This window comes from Desertibacillus haloalkaliphilus (assembly GCF_019039105.1).
In the GTDB taxonomy this organism is placed as follows: Bacteria; Bacillota; Bacilli; order Bacillales; family KJ1-10-99; genus Desertibacillus; species Desertibacillus haloalkaliphilus.
Map to the genome: position 1 here is coordinate 1 of NZ_JAHPIV010000015.1, position 13,454 is coordinate 13,454.

Consider the following 13,454-nt stretch of genomic DNA (forward strand, 5'->3'; position numbering starts at 1 on the left):
AAGTATATAGGACAGTAAGAGTTACGTGTTTTTTTATGCCCAAATTTTCACGAAACCCCAACAAATATTATAGAGCCGTAAAACAATACTGGCATAAGAGTTGACAATACAAAAGGCTGTCCCCATTGGACAGCCTTTTGTATTGATAAAATAGGGCATTTCAGATTACACTTCTTGTTTAAATTTATTTGTAAGTGTACCTAGTTTCTCAATTTCAATGGTAACCTCGTCACCATTTTGTAAGTACACCCTTTCACCCTCAGGTAAGCCTAATGCTACCCCTTCTGGAGTACCTGTTAAAATGACGTCTCCTGGTCTTAACGTCATATGATCAGAAATATAGCTAATGATTTCATTACACTTAAAAATCATATCTGATGTATTAGAATGTTGACGAACTTCGCCATTTACAGTAGCCTTGATCTGTAATTGGTTAGGGTCCCCGATCTCGTCACTTGTTACTAAATAGGGACCTAATGGGCTAAATCCATCGCAACACTTTCCCAATAACCATTGATTGGTACGAAATTGTAAATCTCGTGAAGATAAATCATTGGCATTACAATAACCAAATACATAATCTAACGCCTCATCTGTCGAGACGCGTTTAGCTTCTTTTCCTATTACAATTGCAAGTTCAGCTTCATAGTCATTTTCTGTTGAGTTAAATGGTAGATTAATTACCTGGTTATGTGCTGAAATCGTATTATCAAATTTATTAAATAGGATTGGATATTCAGGTAAAGGCATATTAGACTCTAGTGCATGTTTCTTATAATTCAGACCGACACAGATGATTTTCCCTGGTTTTGTCACAGCTGGACCGAAAGTAAACTCCTCTTCCTCTAAAAACAGCTCACAATTTTTACTTTCTAAGGCTTGTTTCTTTACAGCATCCAAGTCTTCAAGGGATGTAGCCTTTTTATTAATGACATCTTCGATTTTAGTTGGTAATTCCGTTTGAAATGAAGCACCAGCTTTTTCAATATCTAAAACACCTAAATCTGTTTTTATACCTAACTTCAAAAAGCCACCTTTTTTAAAAGTTAAAAATTTCATGTTCAATTACCTCCAACCAGTAGTTAAGCAATCAGAGAATAATGTTCAATTCAATACACTTTAGCAAAGAGAACACTTTTATTTTTCTAATCTCGTCTCTAATTCCTGGATCTGCTCCAGTTATTAGATGAACTTTCCCTTGTAATATATTTCATCCCTTCAAGTTTTTAAGCGCTTTTAACAATAGAATATAATAACCATCTAATAACACCAATAGGTATTATGGTACTACCACTAACCCAATTTATCATTTATTTAATAAAAATTCAACAAATTAGAATTTAAAATATTTAATTTAATTCATATAAAAAGATGCCCTAAGGGCATCTTTTTATCCTTTAACAAAAACTGTTTTTATTGATGTGAAGAATTCAATTGCCGCTTGTCCTTGCTCTCTTGAGTGAGAACTTGATTGTTTCATTCCTCCAAATGGCGCTTGTAACTCTACCCCTGCACTTTCTGAGTTCACACGAACAAGACCTGCATCCATATCATCGATGAAATCAAGCATTTTTTGAATGTTTGTTGTAAAGATAGATGCACTCAATCCAAACTTGACGTCGTTAGCAAGTTGAATAGCTTCCTCATTTGACTCTGCTTTAATTAACGCAAGAACAGGTCCGAATATTTCTTCTTGAGCAATTGTCATTTGATTATCCACAGCATCAAATACTGTTGGTTCAACATAGAATCCGTTTGAGCATTCACCTTCAACATAACGGTTTCCACCAACTAGCAACTGGGCACCTTCTTCTTTTCCTTTTTCAATATAGGATAAAACAGTGTTCAGCTGACTTTCGCTTGCACAAGGTCCCATCCATACACCTTCTTCTAACCCATTACCAACTTTGATTTCCTTTACTTTAGCAACAAGTTTTTCTTTGAATTCTTCATATACATCATTGTGAACAATCACACGACTTGTTGCTGTACATTTTTGTCCAGTTGAACGAAGTCCGCCACTGATTGTTGCTTCTACCGCTAGATCTAGGTCAGCATCTTCCGCAACAATGACAGGATTTTTACCACCCATTTCAAGTTGATACTTTGCTCCACGAGCTAATGCACCTTGACCTACTTGTTTTCCAACTTGATCTGATCCAGTAAATGTAATTCCATTAATTTCTGGATGATCTATAATACCTTGACCAATAACAGAACCTGATCCTGTAACCATGTTTACCACACCATTTGGTAAGTTTGCTTCCGCAAAGCATTCCATTACTTTTGCAGCTGTTACAGCAGCTTCTTGTGCTGGTTTAATAATAACAGTGTTTCCATAAATAAGTGCAGGTGCCATTTTCCAAATTGGAATAGCAACTGGGAAGTTCCATGGTGTAATAACACCGACTACGCCTAGTGGAGCACGTGATGTGAACATCAGTGCATCTGAATCAGTTGATGGGATGACATCCCCTACCTTTCTCATCCCTTCCCCAGCATAATAACGTAATATCGCTACACCACGAGCTGTTTCACCTTTTGCTTCAGGAAATGTTTTTCCCATTTCACGAGTCATTGTTTCAGCAATATCGTCAAGGCGAGACTCTAGAATATCAGCTACTTTAAATAAGTAGTTACCTCTTTCTGCTCCTGAAAGTCCCTTCCATGCTTGCTTTGCTTCACTAGCAGCATCTACAGCATTGTTTAAATCTTCAATAGTAGACATTTGTACATTACCCACTACTTCATTTTTATTTGCTGGGTTAATACTTCCCTTCACTTCAGAACTAGAACCCTCTACCCATGAACCGTTTATAAAGTTAAAAAATGTTTTAACGTCTGTTTTTGTTGACATTTTTATATTCCTCCTAATTAAGATCTAGTATCACATATAAGATTAATAGTTTAACTATTTAGTTTGCCAATTTTGCAACTTGAGTTTTAACAACATTTTTTAGTACACCAATACCAGAAATCTCGATTTCAATTCGGTCATTATCAGCTAGTGTAAACTCATTTGGAGGGACGATGCACGTTCCTGTTAGTAGAACAGTTCCAGGGAAAAGAATGTTATCTCTCTTTAAAAACCCTGCTAACTCCTCAAAACCACGCTTTAATTGTCCTGTGTTTGCTGTTCCTTCAAACTGTAATTCTTCATTACGATAAATTCTACATATAATTTCAAAATTATAAGGATCTTTCACTTTTTCTGAAAGAAGAATAGCTGGACCAATCGAGCAAGAGCGAGCCCATACTTTTGCTTGTGGTAAATAAAGTGGATTTTCCCCCTCAATATCTCTGCAACTCATATCATTACCAACTGTATATCCAATAATTTCACCTTCACCATTTAGGACAAGTCCTAATTCTGGCTCAGGAATTTGCCAATCGGAATCACTGCGTAAGAAAAGGTCTTGATTTGGGCCAACTGTTCGTTCTTTTGTTGACTTTAAAAATATCTCCGGTCTTTCTGCATCATAAACTTTATCATAAAAAGTTGTAGCATCAAGTTTTCCATTTGTTGCCTCAAAATTTCGAGCTTCCTTACTCTTTTGATACGTTACACCTGACGCCCAAACTTCTGGAGCCTCAATTGGAACCAGAAGATCTAACTCTTCTAATTTTTCATCTATAGGTAAACTATCTTTAATCAACTCAGTGATTAGTTCAACCGTCGTTATACTTTTACTTTTTGCTTCCTCTATCACTTCTAGTAAAGTACTATAAGGAAGAGTAAAGACTTTACTGTCCTCGGTAACTGCCGCAAGAATTGTCTTATTAGAATGTTTCTGTTCAAATCGTATAATTTTCATAGTAACCTCCATTTTGTTTTATAATATAAAACTCAGTTTTGATAATAGTGGAGAGAAATCCCTAAAGGATTTTAGTACTACTCAAATCCATGCCCTAATTTTTTTGATAATGCCTTTGCTTCTCGTTTAAGGATCTCAATATGCTTTGCCATCTCTTCTTCATTAAATCGCATCACTGGACTTGAAATACTTATTGCCGCTACAACTTCACCCGTATGATTACGAATCGGAATTGCTATGCAGTGAACCCCAAGCTCATTTTCCTGATTATCTTGAGAATATCCCTTTTGACGAACAGTTTCTAATTCTTTTAAAAACTCTTCATTCGATGTAATCGTATACTGTGTTTGTTGAATAAAATCATAGTCATCTAAGATCTCATTTAACACTTTCTTTGATTTATAAGCCACTAATGCTTTCCCAACAGCACTGCAATGAATTGGGATCCTTCGACCTATTCTTGAATAAAGAGAACTTGAGGTAAGTCCTTCAACTTTATCGATATAGACGCCTTCTTTACCATCAAGAATCACGAGATGAACAGTTTGTCTAGTTTCTTTTGAAATAGTGTGCAAATGAGGTTTCGCTAGATTGCCAACATCCATTGTCTGCAAGACAAAATTCCCACGTTCAAATAACTTCATCCCTAAACGATATTTACCGCTTTCATGATTTTGCTCTATGTACCGGTGGGATTGAAGCGTTTTCAATAAAGAGTGAACAGTACTTTTATGAAGATGTAAACGTTCACTTATATCTGTAATCTTTAATTCTGTTTCATGTTCATTAAATAATTCTAGAATTTTTAATGCTCGGTCTACAGATTGAATAATTGGCACTTTCGCTCCTCCAAAATGGTAATTTCGGTACTTTTCAATAGCACTATCTCGAAAACTATACTCGTATCACTTGATTCACAAACCCTCACCTTAGTTCTATAATATAAAACAAGGTTTATTAATATCGTCTATAACCACATTATATTTAAATAAATTTCGGAAGTCAATCAAAATTCTGACTCTTTTGATTAACAGACTATTAAGTCACCTATTCCATCAAACGAGTTGTTGATCTATTAAATTTTATAAATTCAATAGTACATAAACAAAATAAACAATTCTTTTCGTACTATATTCTACCCTTTGTAAGCGGTAAAACTTACCCCTTCTCCGCTGCTAGTTTTCGCATTCGTAACTGCTCCATCAGCTGATCAAACCGCTCTTTGTCTTGCTGCAACGACTGACTGTCCTCGGCTGGGTCATTCTTCTCCTCATCTGTCACCCATTTAGGTAGCTTGTCACGCTTTGACGCTTTTTTCTTGCGATTTTTGCGTTCGTTTTCTTTTGCAGCTTCAAATGTATCGGCCTTTTCTGGTGTCATTTCCTGCGCTTTTGAATGAGACATCAACTGCTCAAATTGGTTACTTGCAATTGCAAAAACAAGGCGGCATTGTTCTTCCAGGGACTGTGCTTGTCCTTTTTTTATGTAGGTTATTAAGGATTGAATAGATATTAAACCAATAGATTCTCTTTCTTCTTTTGAAAGGTTTACGTTATGAGACTTCACAAACTTTTTGTAGGCACGATGAACTCGCTGCCAAAGTACTCGTAAACTCTCACCAAAGATCTTCTTAAAGCGTTGTAATGACTTTGGAACGTATTTAATAAATGATGTGAATACATTTAAATGATTATTAATAATAGATTTAGGTAATAGATTGGTAGAAACTTTTTTTGAGCCTTGATCCCTTGTCACCACTGGTTTTTCGCTATTTTCTTTTTGGACATGTTCTTGGTCATCTGTAAATAGTTTGTGCCAATCGCTCATGTAATACTCATGAGTTGTAAAGAAATACATGGGCTTTCCTTTTGAGTTCCCATTGGGATTTCTTCGGTATGCGATTTCGATCACACCGTTTTTATGCAACTTTTCGATGACACGTCGGATTGTGCGATCGCTAATACCGTAACGATTGGCGATATATTCTTGGCTCGCAAAAACATAGCCTTTTTCTGAACTGAACCAACACATGAAGTCGATCGCTTTCTTTGTCCCTGTTTGTAGACGGTTCCACATATCTCCATAGACTTCTTTCACGGATTGTAAGAGTACAAGTTTTACAGCTTGCTTTTCTTTATCATTGTTTGCTAGATTTTCACAGCTATTCATTTCATTTAGTTGAGCAGACTCAATAAAAACAGTCATATCTAATCGCCTCCAATTTTTTTGGAAACGAAAAAAGCGACATTTACCGTAGGAAGTTGGCAAACATCGCTAATAATAGATAGAATCCCCCTCTTGATTTAGATTGACGGATCGTATAAAATAGATTTATACAAACCTAAATCAAAAGAGACTTATCGCAGGTGTTTGCCGTAGGCTAGATACGGCTGACGGTTATAGTAGTGCTACCAACACTCTATAACACGCGGGGGTCTCTTTTTTCATTTTCCGAACGTTTTAAGTTAACACTAATTATATCGGAAAGCGGACGAGAAGAAAAGAGTCAGATTTGAAAGAATTATAGAAAAATATAGGCTGAAAAATCAAAAATCACCTACAGCAAACAGGCAAAACGAAGCCCCAGCTGTAGGTGATTTTAACTTTTAGTCAAATATTTGCGAAAATCGCTTTTGCCCTTGTTTTGCTGTCGAAATCATGTCATCAAATAATTCCTGAACGGTCGGGACTTCATCGATGAGTCCGATGACTTGCCCAGCCCAACCGAAACCTTCGTGTTCATCGCCATCGTAAATGTAACGACAGTTTGATTGTCCGCTAATATAGTCTTTAAGATCTTCGTAAGTCGCGCCCTTTTTCTCTTTCTCGATGATCGTCTGCGCATAATCACTGTTGAGGACGCGTCCTGGGGCCCCTAACGTTCTCTTAATAATAACGGTATCCGTCTCTTTTGACTCAAGGATCGCTTTTTTATAGGCTTCATGGGCGTCTACGCACTCTTTTGTGGCAATAAAGCGTGTACCCATTTCAATTCCCTCAGCTCCAAGAGAGAGCCCTGCTAATAAACCTCGTCCATCACCAATCCCACCACTGGCTAGAACAGGAATGGAAACTGAATCAACTACCCGTGGGATCAATACCATCGTTCCGATATCGTCACGACCTAAGTGCCCGCCACCTTCTTGGCCAACTGCCATCACCGCATCCGCACCCAGTTCTTCCGCCTTGACGGCTTGGCGTACGCCAGCAACGAGCACGAGTGTGCGAATATCCTCTCCTTCTAATCGTTCAAACACTGGTTTTGGATTCGCACCGGTCACGGAGATCGCTGGTACTTTTTCTTCAATCGCAACTTCAAGCAGTTCCTTATAACGTCCGTCATGTCTAGCAATCGCAAAATTGACCCCGAACGGTTTATTTGTTAGTGTCCGGACCTTGCGTATTTCCTCACGAAGCTTGTCAGGTGTCCCTAACGTTGCGGCAGTGATTTGCCCTAGTCCACCCGCATTTGATACAGCCGCTGCAAGTTCTGCATAAGCTAAATAGGCAAGGCCGCCTTGAACGATTGGATATTCAATACCAAAGATATCTGTCACCCTTGTTTTCATACATCCCCATCTCCTTTTTTATGAACATAATGCTATGTTTATATAAACCTCTGGGAAATCCTGCATTGACTTTTGTTTACCTTATATGTGAAGACTGTTTAAGAACAGGGAGAAAACCCTTTTTGCGCAAAAGGGTTTTCTAGTGGTTTATGAGCTCAATGCTAAGTATTCAGTTCGTACAGCTTCATCTTGGTGGACTTCTTCTGGTGTGCCAGCGAAGACAATTTCACCTTTATTTAAAATGTAAACATGGTCTGCTAATCGTAAGGCCATGGATAAGTTCTGTTCGACCATTAACATTGAAAGACCTTCTTGCTTGAGTCGTTCAATAATTTGGATGACTTCTGAAACCATGAGTGGTGATAACCCTTCCGAAGGTTCATCAAGGAGTAATAATTTCGGGTTTGTCATCAAAGCGCGCCCGATTGAAAGCATTTGCTGCTCTCCTCCACTTAAATTTCCGCCCATTGATTTTGATCGCTCTTTTAGGCGTGGAAATAAATCATAGATTTTTTCTAACGTCCAGTCACTATGCTCACTTGGCCTTGCAGTTACCGTTAGATTTTCCTTTACAGATAAGTTCGGAAAAATCCGCCTGCCTTGAGGGACAATACCTACACCTAGTTTTGAATTTTGATAGCTCGTATTTGTTTGAATTTCTTGTTGATCTAATGTCACTGTACCTGTTCGTGGTGGATTGAACCCGAGAATCGAACGAATCGTCGTTGTTTTCCCCATCCCGTTCTTCCCGAGAAGTACTGACATTTGGCCTTTTTTCACCTCGAGAGACACACCTTGCAAGATATGACTTTCTCCGTAATACGTATGAATGTTATCGACGTTTAACATTAGACCACCTCCTCCTTGCCAAAGTATACTTCCGTCACTCTTGGGTCGTTCTTAATTTGATCTGGGGTTCCCTCTGCGAGTACAACGCCATTGTGGAGGACGATGATGCGATCCGATAAACTAAAGAGGACATCCATGTCATGTTCAATGATTAATAACGTTAAGTCCTTTGGTAGGTCATTTAACAAATTTAAAATATACGAGGTTTCGGCATTGGACATACCGGCTGTCGGCTCATCGAGTAACAAAACTCTTGGCTCAGTTGCGATCCCAAGTAATATCTCAATCTGTCGCTGTTCGCCATATGACAATCGATTGATGACCGTATCACGGCGTTCTTGAAGCTGCCATGTTTCAAGCAAGCGATCGGCTTCGTCATAGATACCCGGAAAACGCTTATTCGTTCGCGGTTTATACCAAACCTTTTCTAACCCTACTTTCTTTTGTAAAACGAGTAAAAGGTTATCTAGTACTGTTAGGTCATTCAGTAAGTTATTTTTCTGGAAAGTTCGTGCCATTCCTTTACGAACGCGCTTATAGTTCGGTAATTTAGTAATGTTCTCACCTTCATAATAGATATCCCCGTTCGTAGGTGGGAATTCACCAGCAATCATATTAAATAAAGTTGTTTTCCCTGCACCATTGGGGCCGATAATACCAATTCTCTCCCCTTTTGAAACAGAAAAGGAAACATCTGTTAAGATCTTTAACCCGCCAAAACTTTTACCAATTTTATCAATATTCAGAAATCCGCCGACGCTCGTTGCATTACCTAGATCCATAGAACACACCACCTTTATTAGTCAATTAATCTTTTTCTACCGTTTTAACGACATTGGGTGAAGGCGTTTGTTTGTGTATGGCTCGCCTTTTTTCCATAAAGCGTTCGTAAATGCTCGTTGCAATTCCAACAATTCCTTTTGGAGCAAAGATCACAAACAGGATAAAGACCGAACCGATAATGAGCATCAAGAGGTCAGTATAAGCACTAACAATCGTTTCAAGACCTACAATAAAGGCTGCGCCCAATACAGGGCCAATCAAGGTACCTGCTCCACCGATTAAAACCATAATCAACACTTGACCAGACATTGTCCAGTACGCTTCACTTGGCGCCACAAACCCATTAAAGTACGAATAGAGACTACCAGCCACACCACCTAATCCACCAGCGATAATAAAGGCTAAATTTTTGTATAGCATCGTGTTATAGCCCATCGCTTTCATTCGTGGTTCGTTTTCTCTGATCCCAACTAAAATTTGACCAAGGGGAGATTTTAAAAATGTTCGTAAGAATAGCCAAACAAGAATAAAGCCAACTAATACAAGGAAATAGATTGACAGGTTACTAGCGAAACTCACGTCACCGATAATTGTCGGGTTGGGAATCCCAGATAAACCATTGGTTCCACCTGTTAAGTTAAATGATTGATGCACGATCGAATAGATCATTTGCGAAAACGCGAGCGTTAACATTAAGAAGTAAAAACCGCTTACCTTTGTACTAAAAAACCCAATAATTGCGGCGACAATAACTGAGATAAGGATAGCTGCGAGTAGCGTTAGAATTAGGTTCGTTGATACACTTTTTGCTACGATTCCTGCGGTGTAGGCACCGACTGCAAAAAAGGCGGCATGCCCTAATGATACTAAACCAGTGTAGCCAACTAGAATATTCAAACTTAAAGCAAAGATAGCAAAGATTAGAATTTCCGTTAAAATACTCACCTGAAAGTTTGATAATAATAGAGGCGCGATACATAACAAACCGATCGTAACGAGAAATACAGTCGTTTTATTTCGTGTCATCCGCTCACCTTCTTCCCTAATAAACCATTTGGCCTAACAATTAAAATAAGAGCCATCAGTGCAAAAATGACGAACAAACTAATTTGCGGAAAGTAAAAGCTACTGAATGCTTCAACTAGCCCAACAAGGATACTAGCGACAAACGTGCCGGCAATCGATCCTAACCCGCCGATAACGAGAACGACAAGGGCTAGAATTAGGATTTCAAATTCCATCCCAGGGAACAATCCTAAGATCGGTGCAGCAACAACACCACCAATTCCAGCTAAGATTCCACCTAAGATAAAGACTGCCGTAAAGACTAGCTTGATATTTATCCCTAAGCCACTGACCATTTCTTTGTCCGTTAAACCAGCTCGAATGATCGCTCCCCAGCGGGTCTTATCTTGTAGCAACCATAATAAAATCGCTAATAGAATCCCAAAACCAATTAATGAAATGCGATACAATGGAAACGTTTGACCAAATAGAGAGACCGAACCTGATAGAACTTCTGGAACATTTAATGATAAAACGTTTGAACCCCAAATCCAATGAGCTAAATCATGAAAAATGTAAGCAAGGCCAAATGTTAACAATACTTGTGATAGATGTCCGAGATGGTAGGTAGGTCGTAACAACACAATCTCTAAAACAAAAGCAATGATTCCAACTAAAATCGGTGCGACTAATAGAGCAACCCAAAAGTTAGGAGCAAATACAGTTGTAATCGTATATGCCATATATGCGGCTAACATATACATCGATCCGTGTGCGAGGTTGAGAACCCCCATAATTCCAAATACTAATGATAATCCACATGTAATGATGAATAATAACAATCCATAAGATAATCCATTAACGATTACCACGCCAAAAATATCCAATGCTTGGTCCCCCCTTACTATGTATTAGAGATTGATAGATAACGCGTCTAGCCTAGAGTGGCTAGACGCTTCCTTTGTTTATTCACCTGGGTCGATAACTTCCTCTACGCTATCAATGACGTAGTTTTCCGTTTGACCATCTTCAATGACTGTCTCGGTAATGTACATGTTTTGGATAATATGATGAGTATCTTGATCAAATCTGATGTGACCACGTGGGCTGTCAATTTCTACTTGTGAAATCGCCTCAACGATTTGATCTGGGTCAGATGTGTCTCCTTCAATACTCTCAAGTGCTTCTACGATAATTCGGGCAGCATCATAGCCTTCTAAAGATTCAATACTTGGACGCTCATCGTATTTCGCCTCATAGGCTTCAACAAAGGCGATATTTTCAGGTGTATCAAGGTTGTAGTCCCAGAAAATTGATACAATCGCACCTTCTGGAGAATCACCTTGAGCAGGACGAACATCTTCTCCTACAAGCCAACCAGCCCCAATGAGTGGGATTTCGTCTTTTAACCCGTACTCGTCATACTGTTGAACGAAGCGAGCAGCATCGCTTCCTGCGAAAAAGGCATATACAGCATCTGCATCAGAGCTATTAATTTGGGTTAAATGTGAAGCGTAGTCATTATTGCCTAATGGCGGGTAGACTTCCCCGATAATTTCTCCGCCTGCTTCTTCAAATGCGGTCATAAATGCAGCGGCTACTTCATGCCCAAATGCATAATCCGCAGCAGCAACGTAAATCTTTTCTCCTACGTTTTCATAAGCCCACTCACCGAGAGAGTGACCAATTTGCCATGAAGAAAATGAAGATCTCCATATGTAGTCACTGCGCATGTCTCTTGTTAAATCATCTCCTCCAGCGTGAGAAACGAGGAAAGGTACTTGATTACTATCAACCTCATCACGAAGGGCATAGGCAACAGCGGTACTCACTGGTCCGGTTAAAATATCAACTTCGTATTGATCGATTAGCCTTCTCGCTCTTCGTAAAGAGTTCTGTGGATCAGCTTCAGTGTCTTCCTTCAGTAAAACAATTTCTTTGCCATTAACCTCCCAGTCTACTTCATCAAAATAAAGCTCCATCCCTTTTGTAAGGTGTTCCCCCAAAGAAGCATATACCCCTGAATATGGGAGAAGTGCACCTACTTTAATGGCATCTTCACTAACTTCATCAGCATCGATTGCATCGTCAGCTTCGTTCGACGATCCTTCACTAGAACAAGCCGCTAAAATCAAACAGAATAGTGCGAACCACAAAACCTTCATTTTACTCTTTCTCAACGATCATCACCTCAACTCGTAATTTCCCCCTCTAAAATGACAACGCTTCCAATAACCCTCAAGACAACCCAGTAAGCTACCACCACCTATAGTTTTTAAAATTTTGAGAATATTACAAATATAAATATAATTATAACTTTTGTTGGAGTGTTTTTCAATATTTTAACGGCCGTTAATATCACATAATTTTACTTTTGTTGCGTCACGTAAAATAACATATACCATTTGCTAAAATTCGAGATATAATGATCCCCAAAGTAACCCACCACCAAAAGCAGTTAGCATAAGTCGATCCCCACGTTCGATTTTATTCTTTTTTAATGCAGTATCAAAAGCTAACGGGATCGTCGCTGCTGAATTATTACCATAGTTTTTAATATTATCGACGACCTTTTCTAATGGCATCTCCAAGTTACGAGCAACAGCGAGCATGATTCGTTGGTTGGCTTGGTGAGGAATAAGCCAATCAATATCTGTAATGTTCGATCCTGTTGTAGCTAGAGTTTGTCGAATGCTATCTGTCATTCCTTGTACTGCTAATTTAAAGATTTTACTTCCATTCATGATGATTTTTTGCTTTTCAAACGTTGGATTTTCTTGATGATCAACATTCGTGACATAAAGATCTTTATAATAGGTTCCATCAGAATGAATGGAGGAATAAATAATTCCTTCACAATCTTGTTGCTCGCTTTTTGAAACAATAAAGGCGCCTGCCCCATCACTAAATAGAATCGCTGTGGAGCGATCATCATAGTCGACAATGCGTGATAATGTATCTGCGCCGACAACGAGAATATTCGCAAACTTACCGCTTTTAATGTATTGCTCGGCAATTTGTAGACTCGAAATAAAACCTACACACGTAGAATGGACATCATAAGCGCCGATATTCGCACACCCTAGCTTCTTTTGCAGTCGGGCAGCGACAGGAGGAAACATATGATCTGGCGTTTCCGTAGCCACGATAATCAAGTCAAGTTCTTCTGGTTGTAAACGTGCGCTTTCTAAGGCATTGATACTCGCATAATAAGCAAGGTCTGATGTCGTTTCATTAGGGCCGACAATGCGCCTCTCAGAGATCCCCGTTCTTTCCATAATCCATTCATCGCTTGTATCCATAATTTTTTCAAGATCAAAGTTCGTTAACCGATTCTCCGGTACATACGAGCCGACCCCACTAATCACTGCTTTCGCATTGGTCAAATCAATCACCTCTTTGTCTAACTAGTCCTTTAAAAAAAAGGAACCCA

At 38.9% G+C, this 13,454-nt stretch carries 12 protein-coding genes; all 12 read right to left on the minus strand.

What is annotated here, in order from left to right:
- Nucleotides 1-165: 165 nt before the first annotated feature.
- The 12 genes from KH400_RS16405 to KH400_RS16460 all read right to left on the minus strand — a co-directional run bounded on the left by KH400_RS16405 (nucleotide 166) and on the right by KH400_RS16460 (nucleotide 13,407).
- Nucleotides 166-1,059, minus strand: coding sequence for a fumarylacetoacetate hydrolase family protein (locus KH400_RS16405; RefSeq protein ID WP_217226399.1), 894 nt, complete (start codon nucleotides 1,057-1,059; stop codon nucleotides 166-168).
- A 331-nt stretch (nucleotides 1,060-1,390) separates the two neighbouring features.
- Nucleotides 1,391-2,857 (minus strand): alpha-ketoglutaric semialdehyde dehydrogenase GucD, encoded by a 1,467-nt coding sequence (gucD, locus tag KH400_RS16410; protein ID WP_217226400.1) that lies wholly within the window; start codon nucleotides 2,855-2,857, stop codon nucleotides 1,391-1,393.
- 58 nt (nucleotides 2,858-2,915) lie between these two features.
- Nucleotides 2,916-3,815, minus strand: a complete 900-nt coding sequence (locus tag KH400_RS16415; protein ID WP_217226402.1) for a fumarylacetoacetate hydrolase family protein — start codon at nucleotides 3,813-3,815, stop codon at nucleotides 2,916-2,918.
- Between the two features lie 77 nt (nucleotides 3,816-3,892).
- Nucleotides 3,893-4,654, minus strand: coding sequence for an IclR family transcriptional regulator (locus KH400_RS16420; protein ID WP_217226403.1), 762 nt, complete (start codon nucleotides 4,652-4,654; stop codon nucleotides 3,893-3,895).
- A 319-nt stretch (nucleotides 4,655-4,973) separates the two neighbouring features.
- Nucleotides 4,974-6,020, minus strand: coding sequence for a helix-turn-helix domain-containing protein (locus KH400_RS16425; RefSeq protein WP_217226405.1), 1,047 nt, complete (start codon nucleotides 6,018-6,020; stop codon nucleotides 4,974-4,976).
- Between the two features lie 401 nt (nucleotides 6,021-6,421).
- The gene (locus KH400_RS16430; RefSeq protein WP_217226406.1) at nucleotides 6,422-7,384 is read right to left on the minus strand and encodes an NAD(P)H-dependent flavin oxidoreductase; all 963 of its coding nucleotides are present in this window, start codon (nucleotides 7,382-7,384) and stop codon (nucleotides 6,422-6,424) included.
- Between the two features lie 147 nt (nucleotides 7,385-7,531).
- Nucleotides 7,532-8,233 (minus strand): ABC transporter ATP-binding protein, encoded by a 702-nt coding sequence (locus KH400_RS16435; RefSeq protein WP_217226407.1) that lies wholly within the window; start codon nucleotides 8,231-8,233, stop codon nucleotides 7,532-7,534.
- Entirely contained in the window at nucleotides 8,233-9,015 is a 783-nt protein-coding gene (locus tag KH400_RS16440; protein WP_217226408.1) for an ABC transporter ATP-binding protein, read from the minus strand. Before KH400_RS16440 ends, KH400_RS16435 begins: the two co-directional genes overlap by 1 nt.
- Nucleotides 9,016-9,040: 25 nt before the next feature.
- On the minus strand, nucleotides 9,041-10,042 hold the full coding sequence (locus tag KH400_RS16445) for a branched-chain amino acid ABC transporter permease (RefSeq protein WP_217226410.1): 1,002 nt from the start codon (nucleotides 10,040-10,042) through the stop codon (nucleotides 9,041-9,043).
- The gene (locus tag KH400_RS16450) at nucleotides 10,039-10,908 is read right to left on the minus strand and encodes a branched-chain amino acid ABC transporter permease (RefSeq protein ID WP_217226411.1); all 870 of its coding nucleotides are present in this window, start codon (nucleotides 10,906-10,908) and stop codon (nucleotides 10,039-10,041) included. Before KH400_RS16450 ends, KH400_RS16445 begins: the two co-directional genes overlap by 4 nt.
- Nucleotides 10,909-10,986: 78 nt before the next feature.
- Nucleotides 10,987-12,201, minus strand: coding sequence for an ABC transporter substrate-binding protein (locus KH400_RS16455; RefSeq protein WP_438821123.1), 1,215 nt, complete (start codon nucleotides 12,199-12,201; stop codon nucleotides 10,987-10,989).
- A gap of 228 nt (nucleotides 12,202-12,429) precedes the next feature.
- Entirely contained in the window at nucleotides 12,430-13,407 is a 978-nt protein-coding gene (locus tag KH400_RS16460; protein WP_217226413.1) for a beta-ketoacyl-ACP synthase III, read from the minus strand.
- Nucleotides 13,408-13,454 lie beyond the last annotated feature (47 nt).